Source organism: Faecalicatena contorta (genome assembly GCF_021531995.1).
GTDB classification, from domain to species: domain Bacteria; phylum Bacillota; class Clostridia; order Lachnospirales; family Lachnospiraceae; genus Dorea_A; species Dorea_A contorta_A.
Genome location: NZ_JAFBIZ010000050.1, coordinates 1 through 20,521, shown reverse-complemented (window position 1 = coordinate 20,521; position 20,521 = coordinate 1). Strand labels below are relative to the sequence as shown.

Annotated in this window: 21 protein-coding genes; 18 read left to right on the top strand and 3 right to left on the bottom strand. The window is 44.2% G+C overall.

All coding sequences use genetic code 11. The features are described 5' to 3' along the window. Window positions 1-77: 77 nt before the first annotated feature. Window positions 78-1,904 carry a glutamine--fructose-6-phosphate transaminase (isomerizing) gene (gene glmS, locus JQM82_RS08335; protein ID WP_235249667.1) on the top strand — a complete coding sequence of 609 codons (1,827 nt, stop codon included), beginning with the start codon at window positions 78-80 and terminating at the stop codon, window positions 1,902-1,904. Between the two features lie 52 nt (window positions 1,905-1,956). Here glmS and JQM82_RS08330 read toward each other — a convergent pair whose 3' ends face one another. Next, entirely contained in the window at window positions 1,957-2,808 is an 852-nt protein-coding gene (locus tag JQM82_RS08330; protein ID WP_235249666.1) for a delta-lactam-biosynthetic de-N-acetylase, read from the bottom strand. Between the two features lie 159 nt (window positions 2,809-2,967). On the opposite strand from JQM82_RS08330, the gene JQM82_RS08325 reads away from it, so the two are divergent. The 9 genes from JQM82_RS08325 (at window position 2,968) to thiI (ending at window position 12,404) form a co-directional block, all read left to right on the top strand. Then, entirely contained in the window at window positions 2,968-3,558 is a 591-nt protein-coding gene (locus JQM82_RS08325) for a YdcF family protein (protein ID WP_235249665.1), read from the top strand. A 17-nt stretch (window positions 3,559-3,575) separates the two neighbouring features. After that, the gene (locus JQM82_RS08320) at window positions 3,576-4,568 is read left to right on the top strand and encodes a leucine-rich repeat protein (RefSeq protein WP_235249664.1); all 993 of its coding nucleotides are present in this window, start codon (window positions 3,576-3,578) and stop codon (window positions 4,566-4,568) included. Then, window positions 4,519-5,889, top strand: coding sequence for a VWA-like domain-containing protein (locus JQM82_RS08315; protein ID WP_334302962.1), 1,371 nt, complete (start codon window positions 4,519-4,521; stop codon window positions 5,887-5,889). Before JQM82_RS08320 ends, JQM82_RS08315 begins: the two co-directional genes overlap by 50 nt. Continuing rightward, window positions 5,880-7,388: an ATP-binding protein gene (locus tag JQM82_RS08310; RefSeq protein WP_235249662.1), complete on the top strand. Its 1,509-nt coding sequence runs from the start codon at window positions 5,880-5,882 to the stop codon at window positions 7,386-7,388. Before JQM82_RS08315 ends, JQM82_RS08310 begins: the two co-directional genes overlap by 10 nt. A gap of 319 nt (window positions 7,389-7,707) precedes the next feature. Then, window positions 7,708-8,274 carry a manganese efflux pump MntP family protein gene (locus JQM82_RS08305; RefSeq protein ID WP_235249661.1) on the top strand — a complete coding sequence of 189 codons (567 nt, stop codon included), beginning with the start codon at window positions 7,708-7,710 and terminating at the stop codon, window positions 8,272-8,274. A 19-nt stretch (window positions 8,275-8,293) separates the two neighbouring features. Continuing rightward, window positions 8,294-9,247, top strand: a complete 954-nt coding sequence (prmA, locus tag JQM82_RS08300) for a 50S ribosomal protein L11 methyltransferase (RefSeq protein WP_235249660.1) — start codon at window positions 8,294-8,296, stop codon at window positions 9,245-9,247. Between the two features lie 8 nt (window positions 9,248-9,255). Next, window positions 9,256-9,993, top strand: a complete 738-nt coding sequence (locus JQM82_RS08295; RefSeq protein ID WP_235249659.1) for a 16S rRNA (uracil(1498)-N(3))-methyltransferase — start codon at window positions 9,256-9,258, stop codon at window positions 9,991-9,993. Window positions 9,994-10,039: 46 nt separating this feature from the next. Next, the gene (locus tag JQM82_RS08290) at window positions 10,040-11,200 is read left to right on the top strand and encodes a cysteine desulfurase family protein (protein ID WP_235249657.1); all 1,161 of its coding nucleotides are present in this window, start codon (window positions 10,040-10,042) and stop codon (window positions 11,198-11,200) included. 22 nt (window positions 11,201-11,222) lie between these two features. Further along, window positions 11,223-12,404 carry a tRNA uracil 4-sulfurtransferase ThiI gene (thiI, locus tag JQM82_RS08285; RefSeq protein ID WP_235249656.1) on the top strand — a complete coding sequence of 394 codons (1,182 nt, stop codon included), beginning with the start codon at window positions 11,223-11,225 and terminating at the stop codon, window positions 12,402-12,404. Between the two features lie 53 nt (window positions 12,405-12,457). Here thiI and JQM82_RS08280 read toward each other — a convergent pair whose 3' ends face one another. After that, window positions 12,458-12,691 (bottom strand): HPr family phosphocarrier protein, encoded by a 234-nt coding sequence (locus JQM82_RS08280; RefSeq protein WP_235249655.1) that lies wholly within the window; start codon window positions 12,689-12,691, stop codon window positions 12,458-12,460. Window positions 12,692-12,834: 143 nt separating this feature from the next. Here JQM82_RS08280 and mtaB point away from each other — a divergent pair, with 143 nt between their 5' ends. The 8 genes from mtaB to JQM82_RS08240 all read left to right on the top strand — a co-directional run bounded on the left by mtaB (window position 12,835) and on the right by JQM82_RS08240 (window position 19,300). Beyond that, window positions 12,835-14,145: a tRNA (N(6)-L-threonylcarbamoyladenosine(37)-C(2))-methylthiotransferase MtaB gene (mtaB, locus tag JQM82_RS08275; protein WP_235249654.1), complete on the top strand. Its 1,311-nt coding sequence runs from the start codon at window positions 12,835-12,837 to the stop codon at window positions 14,143-14,145. A 58-nt stretch (window positions 14,146-14,203) separates the two neighbouring features. Next, entirely contained in the window at window positions 14,204-14,467 is a 264-nt protein-coding gene (locus tag JQM82_RS08270; RefSeq protein ID WP_235249653.1) for an IreB family regulatory phosphoprotein, read from the top strand. A 5-nt stretch (window positions 14,468-14,472) separates the two neighbouring features. Continuing rightward, on the top strand, window positions 14,473-14,892 hold the full coding sequence (ruvX, locus tag JQM82_RS08265; RefSeq protein WP_235249652.1) for a Holliday junction resolvase RuvX: 420 nt from the start codon (window positions 14,473-14,475) through the stop codon (window positions 14,890-14,892). Between the two features lie 37 nt (window positions 14,893-14,929). Next, on the top strand, window positions 14,930-15,190 hold the full coding sequence (locus JQM82_RS08260; RefSeq protein WP_235249651.1) for a DUF1292 domain-containing protein: 261 nt from the start codon (window positions 14,930-14,932) through the stop codon (window positions 15,188-15,190). A 5-nt stretch (window positions 15,191-15,195) separates the two neighbouring features. Continuing rightward, a complete protein-coding gene (locus tag JQM82_RS08255; RefSeq protein ID WP_235249650.1) occupies window positions 15,196-15,672 on the top strand; it encodes a Fur family transcriptional regulator in 477 nt (158 codons plus the stop codon). A gap of 2 nt (window positions 15,673-15,674) precedes the next feature. Continuing rightward, a complete protein-coding gene (locus JQM82_RS08250; RefSeq protein ID WP_235249649.1) occupies window positions 15,675-17,342 on the top strand; it encodes a ribonuclease J in 1,668 nt (555 codons plus the stop codon). A gap of 69 nt (window positions 17,343-17,411) precedes the next feature. Further along, window positions 17,412-18,053, top strand: coding sequence for an O-methyltransferase (locus JQM82_RS08245; protein WP_235249648.1), 642 nt, complete (start codon window positions 17,412-17,414; stop codon window positions 18,051-18,053). Between the two features lie 20 nt (window positions 18,054-18,073). Beyond that, window positions 18,074-19,300: a peptidase U32 family protein gene (locus tag JQM82_RS08240; protein WP_235249647.1), complete on the top strand. Its 1,227-nt coding sequence runs from the start codon at window positions 18,074-18,076 to the stop codon at window positions 19,298-19,300. Window positions 19,301-19,413: 113 nt separating this feature from the next. On the opposite strand, the gene JQM82_RS08235 is transcribed toward JQM82_RS08240, so the two are convergent. Next, window positions 19,414-20,466: a PTS sugar transporter subunit IIC gene (locus tag JQM82_RS08235; protein WP_235249646.1), complete on the bottom strand. Its 1,053-nt coding sequence runs from the start codon at window positions 20,464-20,466 to the stop codon at window positions 19,414-19,416. Window positions 20,467-20,521: the final 55 nt, after the last annotated feature.

The following is a 20,521-nucleotide window of genomic DNA, read 5'->3' as shown; positions in this document are numbered from 1 at the left end:
GTTTGATACAATACAGAATGATAATGTAAAAAAAGCGGTAAATCGTACAACATTTTAAAGATAAGGAGCAGATAATTATGTGTGGAATTGTAGGATACATTGGAAACCAGCAGGCGGCACCAATTCTCTTGGATGGATTGTCCAAGTTGGAGTACAGAGGATATGACTCCGCAGGAATTGCTGTATACAATGGCAAACAGATAGATATGGTGAAGTCAAAAGGCAGACTGAAGGTATTAAGTGAAATGACACATGATGGGGAGACCCTTCCGGGAACTTTGGGAATCGGGCATACCAGATGGGCAACACATGGTTCTCCTTCAGACGTGAATGCACATCCGCATTTTAATAAGGACAAAAGTATTGTTGTTGTACATAATGGAATTATTGAAAATTATCTGAAGCTTAAGAAGATGCTGGTTGCACATGGATATGAGTTTGTATCAGACACAGATACAGAAGTCATTGTTCATCTCCTGGATTATTATTACAATGGCAATCCGCTTCAGGCAGTCACCAAGATTATGCATCGTATGGAAGGCTCTTATGCACTTGGGATTATATTTCAGGATCATCCGGATGAGCTGTATGCGGTAAGAAAAGACAGCCCGCTCATCGTTGGACGAACCAAAGGTGGAAGTATTCTGGCATCTGACGTTCCGGCGGTACTGAAGTATACGAGAGACGTTGTCTTTATCGACAACGGAGAGATTGTTCGCATGACAGAGAATTCCATGGAATTTTTTAATGTGGATGAAGAGCCGATTGAAAAAGAGATGTCCAGAATTGAATGGGATGTCAACGCGGCTGAAAAAGGCGGATATGAGCATTTTATGCTGAAAGAGATGTATGAGCAGCCGAAATCAATCACAGATACGTTCTCGCCGAGAGTGAAAGAAGGAAAGATCGTGATTGATGAACTGGGAATGACGGATGAGGAGATTCAGAAGATCCAGAAGATCATGGTAGTTGCCTGTGGATCGGCTTCTCATGTAGGGTACACCAGCAAGTATGTGTTTGAAGAGATGGCGAGAATTCCGGTAGAAGTGGACATTGCGTCAGAATTCCGTTACCGGGAACCAATCCTGGATGAAAACACATTGGTGATCGTGATCAGTCAGTCCGGTGAGACGGCAGATACGCTTGCAGCGCTCCGTGAGTCTAAAAAAAGAGGAGCAAGAGTGCTTGGCGTGGTGAATGTAGTCGGAAGTTCTATCGCAAGAGAAGCCGATAATGTGATGTATACGTGGGCAGGACCGGAGATTGCAGTGGCAACAACCAAGGCTTATTCTGCTCAGCTTGTTGCAATGTATCTTCTTGCTATGAAGTTTGCACATGTCAGAGGTCAGATCAATGACGCGGAGCTTGCGGATATGCTGGAGGATCTGAAAGCACTTCCGGCCCAGGTTGAGATGCTTCTGAACAACAAAGGCAATATACAGAAGTTTGCGACCCGTTACCTGGCTGCAAAAGATGTATTCTTTATCGGACGGGGGATTGATCATGCAATTTCGATGGAAGGATCTCTGAAGCTGAAAGAGATATCCTATATCCATTCTGAAGCTTATGCTGCCGGAGAACTGAAACATGGAACGATCTCTTTGATCGAAGAAGGAACATTGGTTGCTGCAGTATTGACACAGAAAAGTCTGTATAAGAAGATGATCAGTAATATGGAAGAAGTGCGTACGAGGGGTGCATTTGTTATGGCAGTAACAACGGAAGGCAATACAGATGTGGAGCGTGCCTCAGATTATGCAATCTACATTCCGGAGACCAATAAGTATTTTACAAATTCACTGGCAATCATTCCGCTGCAGCTGTTTGCATACTATATAGCAGTGGGACGCGGGTGTGATGTGGATAAGCCGAGAAATCTTGCAAAATCAGTTACAGTTGAATAGAAAAATAAAAAAGAGTGTTGCAATTTTTTTGTAACACTCCTTTTTATATGATTTATGGCGCATACAGATTGGAAAGCGGGAGAAACGTATAGCCCATATCTTCCCATTTTCCAAGCAGTTCATCCAGAATCTCTGCGTTTGTGCGGGAAGTATTATGAAGTAATACGATGGCACCGGGATGAATTCGGCTCAGAAGCTTTTCGAAGGCTTCTTCCTTTGTCGGCTGTGCATCGTCATACCAGTCTACATATGCAAGACTCCAGAAAAATGTCCGGTATCCGAGATTGTCAGCCATTTCCAGATTGTCTTCACTGTATTTTCCCTGGGGAGGTCTGTAATACTTTGGCATGGATTCTCCGGTCACTTTTTGATAAAGTTCTTCTACAGAAGTTAATTCTTTTTGAAAATCCTCCTCTGAGGAGATCTGTGTCATGTCGGGATGATGATAGGTATGGTTGCCTACGGTATGTCCTTCCCTGACCATTCTTCTGATCAGATCCGGTTCGGATTCCAGAAAATTGCCGACTACAAAGAAAGTGGCAGGGGCGTTGTGTTTTTTGAGAGCATCCAGGATGGCTTCTGTGTTTCCGTTTTCATATCCACAGTCAAAAGTCAGGTAGATCACCTTATTGTTCGTGTTTTCTGCATAATATGCATGGTGTTTTTCCAGATCCTCCATGGTTGCATTGGCAACGGGCGTCTGCCCCTCTTCCTGAAAACTCAGCCCCCAGTTTTCGGTTTCCGACAGGATGGATGTAGAAGCATAAGAAGTAGTCGGTGTGGCAGAAGCTGATTCAGAAGAAGATAAGGGAAAAAGACAGGCGGCAAATCTTCCTCCCAGAAAACAGAATATGTATAGAAAGAGGAGCAGTATGCATTTGGATAAGTTCTTTTTTGAAAGCATAGACCACCGGGGAAAATGATTTTTATTATTATATGAAACCGGAGGATAGAATAGTACCGAAGACTTGCAACACAGTTCACATCCGTCACTTCTTGAAATATCCGGTCAGGCATAGTAGAATGAAAAAAGATTATTTCTGGAACGGGAAAGGATAATGGGATGAAGAAAAAAACGGATGTGCTTGGATGGATTGTAGCGGAATGTATGCTTATAAACATATTTCTATTCTGTATGATGTTTCGTGCTCCCAAAAAACGGTGGGAGCAGGATCATTATGATTGTGCTGTTGTATGTGGTTATTGTGCAGAGGAAGATGGGAAACCGTCTGCTATGATGAAAAGTCGTGTGGATAAAGCTGTTGAGCTGTGGAAAGAAAAAAAAGTCAGATATCTGATCCTGTCAGGAGGTGCCGTGCATAACCAGTATGTGGAAGCAGAAGTGATGAAAAAGTATGCAGTTGGGCAAGGCGTATCGGAGACTTGTATTTTTGAGGAAAAGCATGCTGTCAGCACGTATCATAACCTTCAATATGCTGCGCGGATTATGAAAAACTCTGGATGGAAAGACTGTGTAGTTGTAACGAATGGGTGGCATCTTCGAAAAGCAGATCATTATGCGAGAAGAGCGGGGCTTTCGTATGTGATGGCAGCGGCAGACAATCCGCCGGGAATGGGACATATGCGAAACATATGGCTGAATCTTCAGACAAACTGTCATATGTACCTGAATATGTGGAAAGGATATTATTAATAAAGGACAGATAGAACATGCGGGAAGACAGAATATGGAATAAACAGGAAGAACTGATCTGTCCGGAGATTCATTATCGGGCAATCGGAAATGGAATTATGATTACCGGGTGTTATGGAACGGACGGCCAGATCGTTCTGCCGGATAACATCGAAGGAAAACCGGTCACAGCACTGGATTCTTATACATTTGCCATGGATCATGAGGATGAAGGGGATGAAATCTGGCTGGGAAAAAGTGCGGATTATTCACAGGAACGGCACCGTATCTGCGGGTCGGAACTGACAGAAGTATGGCTTCCGCTTCAGATTGCGGAGATCGGGAGATATGCGTTTTATCGATGCAGGCATCTTACAAGATTAAAGCTTGCAGACAGTCTTATGGATATGGGAGGAGGAGCGCTTACAGGCTGCCATATATCGGATGTGGAGATTCACTTTCTGCATGGGAAAAAAAGCTGCCTGAAATCGATTGTAGATGAGATGCGATATCAGATCCGGGCAATTCTTCTATATTATGAAGAAGGGGAAGAGGCAAGAATCCTGTTTCCGGAACATTATGAAGAAGCGGTGGAAAATACACCTGCGAGAATTCTGGTAACACATCATCATGGTGCCGGTGGATATTATCGCCAGTGCTTTTATAATCGGGAACTGGATTATAAAAAATACGATGAGATGCTATTTCATACGATAGCGGAGGAGGAGGTCCGGACAACAGCAGAACTGGTTCTGAGTCGTCTGATGTATCCATATGATCTTGGGGAAAAGGAAAAAAAGGCTTATCAACTGTGGCTGAGAGAGCATACAGAAGAGGCGGGAAGGTATCTGGTCACAAAAGAAGCATATGAAGGGCTTGCGTATCTTGGGAAAGAAGGATACTGGAACGAGAATGCAATGGATGGTGCTATCGAAGCAGCATCTGGTGAGAGAAAAACAGAGATCCTCAGCTATCTTATGGATGAGAAATATAAACGTTTTCCAAAGGAGAAAAAGAGATTTGAATTATAACAGGACAACCGAAGAAAAACTGGAAGAAGTTAGCCGAAAGATACTTGCAGTATCCAGAAATGAACTCTATATGAAGATGCGCTTTCTGGATGTGGCACTGAGCAGTCTTGTATTTGTAATGGATATCGGGGCAGACGGACTTGGGACGGACGGGCTGTATCTGTATTATAATCCACAGTATCTGGGCGGTCTGTACCGGGATAGCAGAACAGAAGTAAACAGACGCTATCTGCATCTTGTTCTGCATGGAATCTTCCGGCATATGATCCGGAGAAACGGGCGTATGGAACGTTTGTATGATCTTTCCTGTGATATTGTGACAGAATCCATGATTGACAGCATGCAGCACAGATGCCTGCTGAAAAGTCGTTCTCTGCTGCGCAGAGAAACGTATCGAAAGCTTGTAAAAGAGAGAAAGGTACTGACTGCGGAAAAAGTATATGGTTCTCTCAGAGAATGGAAGATGAATGAGCAGGAACTGAGAAGGCTGGAACAGGAATTCCGGATGGATGATCACAGCTACTGGCCAAAAGATGATGAACAGAAAAAACAGAGTCAGATCGAGAATCAATGGCAAAGTATCAGTGAGCAGATGGAAACGGATATGGAGACATTCTCACAGGAAGCTTCGTCTGCATCCGGTGATCTAGCCGCTTGGGTCAGGGTGGAGAACAGAGAGAGATATGATTATCGTCAGTTTTTGAGAAAATTTGCAGTTTTAAAAGAAGAGGTGGCAGTGGATCCGGATGCATTTGATTATGTGTTTTACAGCTACGGACTGTCTCTGTATGGCAATATGCCACTGATCGAGCCGCAGGAATGGAAGGAAGTTCAGAAAGTGGAAGAATTTGTCATTGTGATCGATACCTCCATGTCCTGTTCCGGAGAACTGGTGAAGAAGTTTCTGGAGGAAACGTATGGTGTGTTGAGTGAACATGACAGCTTTTTTCATAAAGTGAATATTCACGTCATCCAGTGTGATGATCAGGTTCATACTGATCAGAAGATTACCTGCAAGGAAGAACTTGAGAAGTACATGGAGCATCTGGAACTTCGGGGAGAAGGAGGGACAGACTTTCGACCGGCATTTGCATATGTAGATCAGCTGATTGAAGCACATGCATTTGAACGACTGAAGGGACTGATCTACTTTACAGACGGTCGGGGTGTCTATCCGGCGAAAATGCCGCCGTATGAGACTGCATTTGTATTTATGGAAGAAGATTATGAAGATGTGGATGTGCCGTCCTGGGCGATGAAGATTATACTGGAGGCAGAAGAGACAGAGCAGGATGTGAAGGGAGAAAAAGCATGGATATAAAGAGAGCGAAACGGGAGATTCAGGATTCCATAGAAGCATATTTGAAAAAGGATGCGTATGGGGATTATATGATTCCAGCTATTCGGCAGCGTCCGATTCTTCTGATGGGTCCTCCGGGAATCGGAAAGACGCAGATTATGGAACAGGTTGCCAGAGAGTGTGGAATCGGTCTGGTATCTTATACGATCACGCATCATACGAGGCAGAGTGCGATCGGCTTACCGTTTATTCAGGAAAAGAGCTATGGTGGGAAAACCTGTTCGGTGACAGAGTATACAATGAGTGAGATTATTGCTTCTGTGTATGAAAAGATAGAGAAGACAGGAGTCAGAGAGGGGATCCTGTTTCTGGATGAGATCAACTGCGTGTCGGAAACGCTTGCTCCGACGATGCTGCAGTTTCTGCAATGCAAGATGTTCGGTAACCAGAAGGTTCCGGATGGATGGATCATTGTGGCTGCAGGCAATCCTCCGGAATACAATAAGTCTGTCCGTGAGTTTGATGTGGTGACCCTGGATCGAATCCGGAAGATTGATGTGGAAGAAAATTACGGTGTGTGGAGAGAGTATGCTTATCAGGCAGAGATTCATCCGGCAATTCTTGCGTATCTGGAACTTCGAAAAGATCATTTTTACCGGATGGAAACAACGGTAGACGGAAAAATATTTGCTACCGCAAGGGGATGGGAAGACCTGTCACAGCTTTTGAAGGCCTATGAGATACTTGGGAAAAAGGCGGATCGTGAAGTGGTGCATCAATACATTCAGCACTGGAAGATTGCGAAGGATTTTGCAAATTATCTGGAATTATATGAAAAGTATAAAAAGGATTACGGACTGGAGAAAATTGTGGAAGGCTGCTACAGCAAGGAGACACTGGAACAGCTTCGATATGCATCATTTGACGAGAGACTCAGTGTTGTGAATATGCTCATTGGAAGGCTGGGAACCTTTTTCAAGGCGGCATATCTGGAAGATCAGTATGTGACAATGCTGTATGAGTATCTGAGAACGTACAGGGAAAGCCTTGAACTTACGCTGGTTGTCAGCGATGCCAGAGATACTTATGCGAAGCTTCGGAAAGCGGAGCAGATGACAAAGCTGGAAGATCAGATCCGGAGACGGGTAACAGACACACTGGAAGAGTATGACCAGCTGACGAGAAAAGAACATCTGACAGGGGAAGAGGCATTTGCACGGGTAAAAGAAGAATTCCAGAGGAGAGTGGAGGAACGGGAATATGCCGTGGATGCGGCCATGCAGGCTCTGGAGCATGTATTTGACTTTATGGAGGATGCATTTGGCGACAGTCAGGAGATGGTATCCTTTGTGACAGAACTTAATACCGGTTATTACAGCATCTGGTTTTTGAAAGAAAATGACTGTGCAAAATACTATCAATACAATAAAAAACTTTTGGTTGAAGAACAGCATCAGGAGATCCTGACGGAACTGGATGAGGTGGAGACGGATCTGAATACTGCGATCAGGGATTCTTGAAGTGGGTTTAGCAATCTGTAACAGGGGGTGAAAGACTGCAAAGTGGAGGGAAATGTGGATCTGGATCTGTTCTTTGAAGAATAGAGAATACGCTGCGTAAGAATGGCAACGTTTTATTGAGAAAAATGATTGACAACCTTCCGATTCATTCGTATAATTAACATCAACGGTAAGGGAGTAGTTGGCGCTGTATGCGTAGTTTTGTCAACATACTGATGCCGCAGGCATCTGGCATTACTTTAAATGATGAGACTTATCCGCGGTTTATATATGCTGCGGATAGGTCTTTTTTTTACACATCTGGAAAAGGAGAGAAATTATGAACTTAGTGGAATTATTTCTGATTGCAGTAGGATTGTCCATGGATGCATTTGCAGTGTCTGTCTGTAAGGGCCTGGCCATGAAGAAATGCACATTTTCGAAAGCAGCACTGGTGGGAGTGTATTTCGGAGGCTTTCAGGCACTGATGCCGTTGATCGGTTTTATCCTGGGTGTACAGTTTAAGGATATCATTACATCCATTGATCACTGGATCGCCTTCATTCTGCTGGCGCTGATCGGTGCCAATATGGTCAGAGAAGCTGTGGGAGCCTGTGATGAATGTGAAGAGACGGATGATTCGCTGGATGTAAAGACCATGCTTGGCCTTGCGGTGGCTACCAGTATTGATGCACTTGCAGTCGGCGTGACATTTGCATTTTTAAAGGTAAATATTGTGCCTGCAGTCTGTTTTATTGGAGTAATTACATTTACTTTATCCGCCGCAGGTGTTAAAATAGGCAATGTATTCGGAACAAGATATAAGTCGAGGGCGGAGATTGCAGGTGGTGTGATCTTGATCCTGCTGGGATGCAAGATCCTTCTGGAGCACCTGGGAATGATATAAGATAAAGGAGAAGCAGAGTATGAAGTGGAATCAGTTTCGGTTAAAAACAACGACAGAAGCAGAAGATATTGTCAGCAGTATGCTGATGGATCTTGGAATCGAAGGAGTACAGATTGAGGATAAGATTCCGTTGACACAGTCCGATAAGGAGCAGATGTTTGTGGATATTCTGCCGGACATACCGGAAGATGACGGAACAGCTTATCTGACATTCTACCTGGATGAATCAGATGACAAGGGAATGATTCTTCTGAATGTGAGAAAAGAGCTGGAAGAGATGAGAAGCTATCTGAATGTCGGGGAGTGTACAATTGAAGAATCTCAGACGGAGGATGTCGACTGGGTGAATAACTGGAAGCAGTATTTCCATCAGTTTTATATTGATGACATTCTTGTGATTCCATCCTGGGAGAAGGTGGAAGCAAAGGACAGCGATAAGATGGTGATACACATCGATCCGGGAACTGCTTTCGGAACCGGAATGCATGAGACGACACAGCTTTGTATCCGTCAGCTGAAGAAGTATGTAACGCCGGATACAGAGATCCTGGATGTCGGATGCGGAAGCGGAATTCTGGGAATGCTTGCTCTGAAGTTCGGCGCAAAGCATTCTGTGGGAACCGATCTGGATCCGTGTGCCATTGATGCGACTCACGAGAATATGGAAGCAAATGGAATAGACAGGAGTCAGTATGAGGTGATGATCGGCAATATCATCGATCAGAAGGAGATACAGGATCAGGTTGGATATGAGAAATACGATATCGTAGCGGCAAATATCCTGGCAGAGGTTCTGCTTCCGCTGACACCGGTGATCCTTCATCAACTGAAACCGGGTGGAATCTATATCACCAGCGGTATTATTGACGAGAAAGAGACAGTAGTTGTGGATGCAATAAAACAGGCAGGTATGGAAGTCCTGGAGGTTCACCATCAGGGTGAATGGGTATCTGTAACTGCAAGAAAGAATTAGGAGACGCCATGCAGCATTTTTTTGTGACACCGGATCAGGTGAAGGAAGAGAGGGTCTATATTGAAGGTTCTGACGTGAACCATATGAAGAATGTTCTGCGCATGCGCGTGGGAGAAGAGGTTATGATTAGTGATGGCAACAATCGGACGTATCGGTGTGCTGTGCAGGAATATGGAGAAGATATTACGATTCTGAAGATTCTGGAAAGGGGGCTTGTGGATACAGAGCTTCCTTCCCGTATCTATCTGTTTCAGGGACTTCCAAAGCAGGATAAGATGGAATTGATCGTGCAGAAAGCAGTGGAGCTCGGAGTCTATCAGGTGATTCCGGTAGCAACAAAGCGGTGTGTGGTGAAGCTGGATGAAAAAAAAGCAGCAAAAAAAGTTGAACGATGGCAGCAGATTGCAGAAAGCGCAGCAAAGCAGGCTGGAAGAGGATATATCCCTGAAGTACATTCGGTTATGAATTACCGGAAAGCACTGGAGTATGCAGGGAAGCTGGATGTGGTGTTGATTCCATATGAGCTGGCAGATGGCATGCAGGAGACAAAGCGGATTATAGATACGATCCGTCCGGGACAGTCAATCGGGATTTTCATCGGACCGGAAGGTGGATTTGAACAGGAAGAGGTTGAGAGAGCGATTGACTGTGGGGCAAGAGTTATCACACTGGGAAGAAGAATTCTCAGGACTGAGACAGCAGGACTTACGACTCTGTCCGTTCTGATGTTCCACCTGGAAGGGTAATCACATAATCTGATAGTAAGAAAGAGAAAAATAGGAAGTGCGATTCATGAAAGAAGTATATTTAGATAATTCTGCAACAACGCAGGCATATCAAAGTGTGGCAGAACTGGTGCAGAAGGTAATGTGTGAAGATTACGGCAATCCGTCTTCCATGCACGCGAAGGGTGTGGCAGCGGAAAAGTATATAAAAGAAGCCAAAGAAACTCTGGCTAAGATCTGGAAGGTACAGGAAAAGGAGATCTTTTTTACTTCCGGAGGAACAGAAAGTGATAATCTGGCAGTGATTGGAGCGGCGAGGGCTAATAAACGTGCAGGAAAGCATCTGATTACATCTTCGATTGAGCATCCGGCGATTTTGAATGCCATGCGGTTTCTGGAAGAGGAAGAAGGATATCGTGTCACATACCTTCCGGTAGACAAGTATGGGAGAATCCGTCTGGATGCACTGAAAGATGCTCTGTGCGAGGAGACGATCTTGGTTTCTGTGATGTATGTGAACAACGAAGTGGGGTCTGTGCAGCCGATTCAGGAGGCTGCAAGTATCGTAAAAGCATACAATAAGAATATTCTGTTCCATGTGGATGCTGTTCAGGGATTTGGCAAATATCGTATATACCCGAAAAAACTGAAGGTGGATATGTGCTCGATCAGCGGTCACAAGATTCATGGACCGAAGGGAGTCGGCGCACTGTATATCGGGGAACATGTAAAGATTCGTCCGATTATCTATGGTGGCGGACATCAGAAAAACATGCGTTCCGGTACGGAGAACGTTCCGGGTACGGCGGGACTTGCGTTAGCTGCAAAGACCATCTACGAGAATCTGGATGAGAAAGTGGAGCGGATGAGAAGCTTAAAAGGGCATTTCATAGAAGGCGTCAGCCAGATTGAAAACACGACGATCCACGGACTGTACGATGAGACTTCGGCACCACACATTATCAGTGTCGGCTTTGCTGGAATTCGAAGTGAGGTACTGTTGCATGCGCTGGAAGACAGAGGCATCTATGTGTCCGCGGGCTCTGCATGCGCATCCAATCATCCACAGATCAGCGGCGTATTAAAAGGAATTGGTGCAAAGCAGGAATTTCTGGATGCGACGCTTCGTTTCAGTTTGTCAGAATTTACTACGCCAGAAGAGATTGACTATACACTGGATGCACTATATAATATAGTACCAATGCTTAGAAAATATACCAGACATTAGAATAGAGAGAGGAATCAGAAGGATGAGATTTCATACATTTTTATTAAAATACGGTGAGATAGGAATTAAAGGAAAGAACCGACATCTGTTTGAGGATGCGCTCGTCAGACAGGTACGGTATGCCCTGAAAGATGTAGATGGAGAATTTCAGGTATATAAGTCACAGGCTAGAATCTATGTGGACTGTGAAGGTGAATACGATTATGATGATACTGTGGAACATCTGAAAAAGGTGTTCGGACTGGTGGGGATCTGCCCGGTAGTCCGCATGGAAGATCAGGGATTTGAGCAGCTGAAAAAAGATGTGGTTGCTTATATGGATGAGATGTATGAAGATAAGAACTTTACATTCAAAGTAGAGTCCAGACGTGCGAAGAAGTCTTATCCAAAGAATTCCATGGAGATCAGCCGTGATCTTGGCGAGGCAATTCTTTATGCGTTCCCGGAGATTCGTGTGGATGTGCATCATCCGGATGTAATGGTCAATATCGAAGTCAGAAATGAGATCTATGTATATTCCCAGATTATTCCGGGAGCAGGCGGAATGCCGGTGGGAACGAATGGAAGAGCGATGCTGCTGCTTTCCGGTGGAATTGACAGCCCGGTAGCCGGCTATATGATCTCCAAGCGCGGAGTCGGTATTGAAGCAACGTATTTTCATGCACCTCCGTATACCAGTGAACGTGCAAAACAAAAAGTGGTAGATCTTGCGAAGAAGGTGGCAAAGTATTCCGGACCGATCAAACTGCATGTAGTGAACTTTACGGATATCCAGTTATATATCTATGATCAGTGCCCACATGATGAGCTGACAATCATTATGAGAAGGTATATGATGCGGATTGCAGAACATTTTGCAAAGGAAGACGGATGTCTCGGTCTGATTACGGGAGAGAGCATCGGGCAGGTGGCAAGTCAGACCATGCAGAGTCTGGCGGCAACCAATGATGTATGCACCATGCCGGTTTACCGTCCGCTGATTGGATTTGACAAACAGGAGATCGTAGAAGTATCCGAGAAGATCGATACTTATGAAACATCGATTCAGCCGTTTGAAGACTGCTGTACGATCTTTGTTGCAAAGCATCCGGTGACAAAGCCAAACATTGATGTGATTCGCCGTTCTGAAGAAAAACTGGAAGAGAAGATCGATGATCTCATGAAAGAAGCTATTGATACAGTTGAGATCATTGAAGTAAAATAAATATGAAAAAAGGGGCTGTTCCTTAATAGGCCAGCCCTTTTCTTTCAAATAGATTATTCACACAGATAAGGTTTTAACATTTCCATGATTGTATCGATGTTTTCATCAGCATGAATGTTCAGGTCGATCGGTTTGGAAAGATCTAAACTGAAGATACCCATGATGGATTTTGCATCGATTACATATCTTCCTGATACTAAATCAAAGTCATGATCAAATTTTGTGATATCGTTTACGAATGATTTTACTTTGTCAATTGAATTTAAAGAAATTTGTACTGTTTTCATTGGAAATACCCTCCTTGAGTTCTTTTCGTGTTCTATAGATATATTAAAAGTCAGGGGTACAAAAGTCAAGGAACAAATTGCCAAAGAATTTTGGGATTTTTCGTTAGATGTTACAACAATCTGTATAGAAAGGATAAAAACATATGAAGAAAGTGGCGTTACACAACCTTGGGTGTAAGGTAAATGCATATGAGACGGAAGCAATGCAGGAACTTCTTGAAAAGAACGGTTATGAGACCGTCCCGTTTAAGGAGGAGGCAGATATCTATATCATCAATACATGTACGGTCACGAATATGGCGGATCGTAAATCCAGGCAGATGCTGCACCGTGCGAGAAAGATGAATCCAGATGCCATCGTGGTGGCCTGTGGGTGTTATGTACAGGCGGAAAAGGAAGAACTGGATGATGTGATCGATATTGTAGTGGGAAATAATCGGAAAAAAGATATTGTTGCAATTCTGGAAGCATATATGAACGAGCGCAGCCAGGCAGGAGCATCGCGGGAAAAAGAGGTAAAGAGCAGAGAAGTTCTGGATATCAATCATGAGAAAGAATATGAGGAGCTGCATCTTTCCAGAACGGCAGAGCATACCAGAGCCTATATCAAGGTGCAGGATGGATGTAATCAGTTTTGTTCCTATTGCATCATTCCGTACGCGAGAGGACGAGTAAGGAGCAGAAGCCGTCAGAGTGTTCTGGAGGAGGTAAAAGGACTTGCTGCCAATGGTTACAAAGAGGTTGTCCTGACAGGAATCCATCTGAGTTCCTATGGGGTGGACACGGGAGATGATCTGTTATCACTGATATTGTCTATCCATGAGATAGAAGGGATTCACCGAATCCGCCTGGGTTCTCTTGAACCAAGAATTATTACAGAAGAATTTGCAGAGACGCTGTCACAACTCCCTAAGATCTGTCCGCATTTTCATCTGTCACTGCAGAGCGGTTGTGATGCAACACTGAAGCGGATGAACCGTAGATATACGGCAGATGAGTATTATGATAAGTGCATGCTTCTCAGGAAGTATTTCCATAATCCGGCACTTACAACCGATGTGATTGTGGGATTTCCGGGAGAAACAGAGGAAGAGTTTGCACAGTCAAAAGCATTTGTTGATAAGGTGAATTTTTACGAAACGCATGTATTCAAATATTCCAGAAGAGAGGGTACAAAAGCAGCTGTGATGCCGGATCAGGTGCCGGATCAGATCAAGACAGTACGAAGCGCAGAGCTTCTGGAACTTAGCAGACAAAAACAGAAAGCATATGAAGAAACGCTGATAGGTACGACACAGGAAGTCCTGATGGAAGAAGAGACCTGTGTAGACGGGAAGGTCTATCAGACCGGACATACAAAAGAATATGTAAAGGTAGGAATAGAAGGTGCAGAGGATCTTTCCAATCAGCTGGTAAATGTACAAATTGAGAGTCATTTGCAAATAATGCATTGAAATTTTATGATGTATCATGTAGAATAAACTATGAAGTATTTTGAGAGGACGTGAGTATATGAAAGATTTATCCAGCACCCAGTTTTTCCAGGTAGAAAGCGGCCCGCAGATTCAGGCAAAAGATATTCTTGAAATTGTATATAAAGCATTAAGTGAAAAAGGGTATAACCCGGTGAACCAGATTGTGGGATATATTATGTCAGGGGATCCGACATATATTACAAGCCACAACGGGGCAAGAAGTCTGATCATGAAGATGGAACGGGACGAATTGGTAGAAGAGATGCTTAAAACGTATATTAAGCATAATGATTGGGAATAATGACAATGAGAATCATGGGACTTGATTATGGTTCCAAAACGGTCGGTGTGGCAGTAAGTGATCCTCTGGGGATCACAGCCCAGGCTGTGGAGACCATATGCCGCAAGGAAGAGAATAAGCTGCGTAAGACATGTGCCCGTATTGAGGCACTGATTGAAGAGTATCAGGTAGAAATAATCGTTCTGGGACTGCCAAAGCATATGAATAATGATATTGGAGAACGGGCAGAGAAGGCGATCGCGTTTGGAGAGATGCTGAAAAGACGTACCGGACGGGAAGTTGTGATGTGGGACGAACGTCTGACTACAGTGGAAGCAGAACGTACTTTGATTGAGAATAAGGTAAGGCGAGAAGACCGCAAGAAGTATATTGATAAGATTGCGGCAGTTTTTATATTGCAGGGATATTTGGATTCATTGTCGTAAGCAGATAGGGAATCGGAAGCGATTCAGAGGTGTAGGTATGGAAAAGATAAAGTTCATGTCCGAAGAAATGCATGAAGAAGTAGAATTTTTTGTATTGGAACAGACCATGGTGAGTGGTGTATCATATATCTTGGTGACGGATTCCGAAGAGGAAGATGCGGAATGCCTGATCCTTAAGGATACATCTGCTGCTCAGTCGGCAGAAAGCGTGTATGAGATTGTAGAAGATGATGTGGAGCTGACTGCTATTTCGAAAGTTTTTGAAGAACTGCTTGAGGATGTTGAGATTGAAAGGTAATTTTTATGTCTATCAGTGAAGAGAAATTTAGAAAAATGCTGAGAGAGAAAGGTCTGAAAGTAACAAATCAGAGATTACTGGTTTTAGAGGTACTTGCAGCACATCGGGACAGACATATGACTGCAGAGGACGTCTATGAACTTGTAAGAAAAGACTATCCGGAGATCGGTCTGGCAACGATCTATCGGACGCTACAACTGTTATTAGAAATGCAATTGGTGGGCCGCATCAGTCTTGATGACGGGTGTGCGCGTTATGAGATAGGGGAATTTTATGATGGGGAAGAGAGACACCATCATCATCACCTGGTGTGCAGGAGATGCGGACAGGTGATCCCGTTTAAGGACGACTTGTTGGACGAATTAGAGAGTCGGATTGAAAGTGAGATGGGATTCCATGTGTTGGACCACGAATTAAAATTCTATGGACAGTGTCAGGAATGCCTGAAACAGGCAAGTACGGAAAAGCACGTGGAGGTGTAAATTTGAAAAAAGAGAATAATGGAAAATTGCGAATCATTCCACTCGGGGGTCTGGAAAAGATCGGAATGAACATTACTGCCTTTGAATATGAAGACAGTATTATTGTCGTGGACTGCGGACTCTCTTTCCCGGAAGAAGATATGCTTGGAATCGACCTTGTGATTCCTGATGTTTCATATCTGAAAGAGAATATTCAGAAAGTAAAAGGATTTGTAATTACTCATGGCCATGAGGATCATATTGGTGCACTGCCGTATACATTACGCGAGTTGAATCTTCCGATTTATGCGACAAAGCTGACGATGGGTATTATCGAAAAGAAGCTGACAGAACATAATCTGCTGCGCAGTACCCGAAGAAAAGTGGTAAAACACGGACAGTCTATTAACCTTGGACAGTTCAGAATCGAATTTATCAAGACGAATCACAGTATTCAGGATGCGGCGGCTCTGGCCATCTATTCACCGGCCGGAATTGTTGTTCATACCGGAGACTTTAAAGTGGATTATACGCCGGTATATGGCGATGCTATTGATCTGCAGCGTTTTGCGGAGATCGGAAAAAAAGGAGTTCTTGTTCTGATGTCAGACAGTACCAATGCGGAGCGTCCGGGATTTACCCAGTCAGAGCGTACCGTTGGAATTACATTTGATCATATTTTTGCAGAGCATCAGAATACGAGAATTATTATCGCTACATTTGCTTCGAATGTAGACCGTGTGCAGCAGATTATCAATTCTGCATGTAAGTATAATCGTAAAGTTGTGGTAGAAGGACGGAGTATGGTCAATATCATTCAGGTTGCACAGGAACTGGGCTATCTGAATGTACCGGAAAATACGTTGATTGAGATCGATCAGATGAAAAATTATCCGCCGGAAAAGACGGTGCTGATCACGACGGGAAGTCAGGGAGAATCTATGGCGGCGTTATCCCGTATGGCAGCAGACGTGCATAAAAAGGTTACGATTATGCCGGGCGACACAGTAATCTTCAGTTCCAATCCAATTCCGGGAAATGAAAAGTCTGTCTCGAAGGTGATCAATGAACTGTCTGCAAAAGGCGCGAATGTCATCTTCCAGGATGCACACGTATCCGGGCATGCATGTCAGGAAGAACTGAAGCTGATCTATTCACTGGTGAAGCCAAAATATGCGTTGCCGGTACATGGTGAGTATCGTCATCTGAAAGCAAATGCTGCAATTGCAAGAAATCTTGGAATTCCGAAAGACAATATCTTCATTCTGAAGTCAGGAGATGTTCTGGAGGTCAGTGATCAGGAAGCAAAGGTTGTAGATAAGATACACACGGGAGAGATTCTGGTGGATGGTCTCGGTGTCGGCGATGTTGGAAATATTGTACTTCGTGACAGACAGCACCTGGCAGAGGATGGAATTCTGATTGTCGTGCTGACTCTGGAAAAGGGAAGTAACCAGCTGCTTGCGGGACCGGATATTGTATCCAGAGGTTTTGTATATGTGCGGGAGTCTGAGGGCTTGATGGAAGAGGCAAGAAATATTGTGACAGATGCAGTAGAGGATTGTCTGAACCATCAGCGCAATGCTGACTGGAGCAAGATCAAACTGGTAATTCGGGACACCATGAATGATTTTATCTGGAAACGGACAAAGAGAAAACCGATGGTATTACCGATTATTATGGATGTATAAGAAAAGGAAGAGGGATTGTTGCAAAATCTTTTGCAGCAATCCCTATATTGTGAAGATGAGGTGCTTTTTTTGATAGTTGATGAGAGAATGGTAACATATATTCATTCGCTGGAATCTCCTGAGAAGCCTTTGATTGAAGAAATTGAACAGGAGGCGCTGGACACATTTGTGCCGATCATTCGAAAAGAAACACAGAGCTTTCTGAAAGTGCTTCTGATGATGAAGAAGCCGCTGCGTGTGCTGGAAGTAGGTACGGCGATTGGATTTTCAGCAATTCTGATGAGTGAATATATTCCGGAACAGGGACATATCACGACAATTGAAAAGTATGAAAAAAGAATTCCGATTGCAAGGGAGAATTTCAGGAGAGCCGGGAAGGAAGATCAGATCACGCTGATCGAAGGGGATGCTCTGGAGGTGATGAAGTCTCTGGAAGGGTCATATGACTTTATCTTCATGGATGCTGCCAAGGGACAGTATATTCATTATATGCCGGAGGCGATCCGTCTGCTGGAACCCGGAGGAATTCTGGTGTCAGATAATGTGCTGCAGGATGGAGACATCATTGAATCCAGATATGCGGTGGAGAGAAGAAACCGTACCATTCACAGTCGTATGAGGGAGTATCTTTACGAACTGAAGCATAAGGAAGAACTGCAGACATCTATCCTGCCTTTGGGAGATGGAGTGGCACTGAGTGTAAAAAAATAAAGATACAAGGAGATAGAAAGATGAAGAACAGACGTCCGGAATTATTGATCCCTGCCAGCAGTCTGGAAGTATTGAAGACGGCGGTTATATTTGGTGCGGATGCAGTGTACATCGGCGGTGAGGCATTTGGCCTGCGCGCAAAAGCAAAGAACTTTTCGGCAGATGACATGAGGGAAGGAATTGCATTTGCACATGAGCACGGAGCAAAGGTACATGTTACAGTGAATATCCTGGCACATAATGCGGATCTGGAGGGAGTCAGAGAATATCTGGAAGAATTGAAGGAGATGGGACCGGATGCACTGATTATTGCAGATCCGGCAATCTTTGAAATGGCAAAGGAGATCTGCCCGGAGATTGAACGGCACGTCAGTACCCAGGCAAATAACACGAATTACGGCACCTTTAATTTCTGGTGGAAGCAGGGAGCCAAAAGAGTTGTGACGGCAAGAGAATTGTCTCTGAAAGAGATCAGGGAGATCAGGGATCATATTCCGGAGGAGATGGAGATTGAAAGCTTTATCCATGGTGCGATGTGCATCTCTTATTCCGGAAGATGTCTTCTGAGTAACTTCTTTACCGGAAGAGATGCCAATCAGGGAGCCTGTACTCATCCATGCCGCTGGAAATATGCGGTTGTCGAGGAGACCAGACCGGGTGAGTATATGCCGGTATATGAGAATGAGCGTGGTACGTATATCTTTAATTCCAAAGATCTGTGTATGATCGAACATATTCCGGAGATGATTGATGCAGGAATCGACAGCTTCAAGATAGAAGGGCGGATGAAAACAGCTCTTTATGTGGCAACAGTGGCAAGAACCTATCGAAAGGCAATTGATGATTATCTTGAAGATCCAGAAAAGTATCGCGATAATATGCCATGGTATCAGGAACAGATTTCCAATTGTACGTATCGTCAGTTTACAACGGGATTTTATTTTGGAAAACCGGGCGAAGAAAGTCAGATCTATGACAGCAACACGTATATCAAAGAATATACGTATCTGGGTATTGTAGGAGAAGTCAGAGAAGGACTATGCCGTATCGAACAGAGAAATAAGTTCTCGGTCGGAGAGACGGTTGAGATTATGAAACCGGATGGAAGGAATATCAAAGTGCGGGTAAAACGAATCCTGAATGAGGAGGGAAAAGAACAGGAGAGTGCACCGCATCCAAAACAGGTATTGTATGTGGAGCTTGATGAGGCGGCTGACATATATGATATCTTAAGAAGAGAAGAATAAAGAAAAAAGGACTATTGCAAAATCAAGATATACTCCATGTGAGATATCTTAAGGATTCTGCAATGGTCCTTTTTTCATAATATACAAAGAGTTAAGGAATCAGGAATGTACTCTTAGTACTCAAGTTCAGGCATCTCAGATGACAACTCAGATTCGTTTTCTGAGGATGTGCTCTCCTGAATGCGATTTTTAAATACTGTGCTTCCAACAAATCCGGCTACAGTTCCGCCGATAATCGCAAAGACGATCGCCAGAACGACCTTAAGCGGTGAATTGAAGGCAAATGGAGCCAGAAGTCCTGGAATCGGAGAAGCAGTTCCGGGTGCATTATTAACAATATGAAAGACTGCAGCAGCTATTCCGGCAAATCCACCTCCGAAAAAGTTGGAGCTATAGATTGGAATCGGATTGGCAGTAATGATGTCAGCCTGTGTTAAAGGCTCCAGCATAACTGCGATCACATTACTCTTATCTCCAAGCTTCAGGCGGGAGAAGATGATTCCATTGGTAAATGAACCGCCTACGCAGGCGATTGCGGCGATTCCCATAGGAAGACCGGTAAGACCAAGCATTGCGGTCAGTGCCATGGAACTGAGCGGAGAAGTACATATCATCTTCATGATTCCGCCAAGTAAGAATCCCATTACGATCGGGGACTGGTCTGTTGCAGCGCTGATTGTTCCGCCGATACGAGTCAGAAGCGCCGTTACGGCAGGATCTACAGTCAGGGCGATGATACGTGCGAGAGGAGCAATGATCAGTGCGCCGCCAATGATATTGATTCCTTCCGGTAATTTCTTTTCGATTACCGGTGCTATCATTCCAATCAGATAGCCGGCAATAAAGCCAGGGAGGATTCCATAACCGCCGACAGCTACGCCGGCAACAACACAGAGAACAGGGTTAGCCCCCATACTGACCGGTACGAGAATTGCGGCAGCGACGCCTCCGAGACTTCCGGATGTCTCGCCTACGGTACGAAAGAAATCGATGCCGATCAGATCTCCGGTAATATACTTATGAATAGCTTCTACCAGAAATGTAGCAACGGCAGCATTAGCCATGCCGGACATGGCAAGCTGTCCCTTTGGCATCTTCAGGCTGAAAAGGGAAAATCCGGCAAGTGTGATTAATAAAAGTCCTACTCCAGATACAATTGTTAACATATACATTCCTCACTTTTCTTATTATTTTTAACGATAAGTCCGATCTGTTATTGAT

What these genes read in the sequence shown, in the direction of transcription:
- JQM82_RS08295 (WP_235249659.1), top strand. Translation starts at nt 9,256, where the DNA reads ATGCAGCATTTTTTTGTGACACCGGATCAGGTGAAGGAAGAGAGGGTC.
- JQM82_RS08290 (WP_235249657.1), top strand. Translation starts at nt 10,040, where the DNA reads ATGAAAGAAGTATATTTAGATAATTCTGCAACAACGCAGGCATATCAA.
- JQM82_RS08305 (WP_235249661.1), top strand. Translation starts at nt 7,708, where the DNA reads ATGAACTTAGTGGAATTATTTCTGATTGCAGTAGGATTGTCCATGGAT.
- JQM82_RS08235 (WP_235249646.1), bottom strand. Translation starts at nt 20,466, where the DNA reads ATGTTAACAATTGTATCTGGAGTAGGACTTTTATTAATCACACTTGCC.
- JQM82_RS08270 (WP_235249653.1), top strand. Translation starts at nt 14,204, where the DNA reads ATGAAAGATTTATCCAGCACCCAGTTTTTCCAGGTAGAAAGCGGCCCG.
- JQM82_RS08240 (WP_235249647.1), top strand. Translation starts at nt 18,074, where the DNA reads ATGAAGAACAGACGTCCGGAATTATTGATCCCTGCCAGCAGTCTGGAA.
- mtaB (WP_235249654.1), top strand. Translation starts at nt 12,835, where the DNA reads ATGAAGAAAGTGGCGTTACACAACCTTGGGTGTAAGGTAAATGCATAT.
- JQM82_RS08280 (WP_235249655.1), bottom strand. Translation starts at nt 12,691, where the DNA reads ATGAAAACAGTACAAATTTCTTTAAATTCAATTGACAAAGTAAAATCA.
- JQM82_RS08330 (WP_235249666.1), bottom strand. Translation starts at nt 2,808, where the DNA reads ATGCTTTCAAAAAAGAACTTATCCAAATGCATACTGCTCCTCTTTCTA.
- JQM82_RS08315 (WP_334302962.1), top strand. Translation starts at nt 4,519, where the DNA reads ATGAGAAATATAAACGTTTTCCAAAGGAGAAAAAGAGATTTGAATTAT.
- ruvX (WP_235249652.1), top strand. Translation starts at nt 14,473, where the DNA reads ATGAGAATCATGGGACTTGATTATGGTTCCAAAACGGTCGGTGTGGCA.
- glmS (WP_235249667.1), top strand. Translation starts at nt 78, where the DNA reads ATGTGTGGAATTGTAGGATACATTGGAAACCAGCAGGCGGCACCAATT.
- thiI (WP_235249656.1), top strand. Translation starts at nt 11,223, where the DNA reads ATGAGATTTCATACATTTTTATTAAAATACGGTGAGATAGGAATTAAA.
- prmA (WP_235249660.1), top strand. Translation starts at nt 8,294, where the DNA reads ATGAAGTGGAATCAGTTTCGGTTAAAAACAACGACAGAAGCAGAAGAT.
- JQM82_RS08325 (WP_235249665.1), top strand. Translation starts at nt 2,968, where the DNA reads ATGAAGAAAAAAACGGATGTGCTTGGATGGATTGTAGCGGAATGTATG.
- JQM82_RS08260 (WP_235249651.1), top strand. Translation starts at nt 14,930, where the DNA reads ATGGAAAAGATAAAGTTCATGTCCGAAGAAATGCATGAAGAAGTAGAA.
- JQM82_RS08320 (WP_235249664.1), top strand. Translation starts at nt 3,576, where the DNA reads ATGCGGGAAGACAGAATATGGAATAAACAGGAAGAACTGATCTGTCCG.
- JQM82_RS08255 (WP_235249650.1), top strand. Translation starts at nt 15,196, where the DNA reads ATGTCTATCAGTGAAGAGAAATTTAGAAAAATGCTGAGAGAGAAAGGT.
- JQM82_RS08310 (WP_235249662.1), top strand. Translation starts at nt 5,880, where the DNA reads ATGGATATAAAGAGAGCGAAACGGGAGATTCAGGATTCCATAGAAGCA.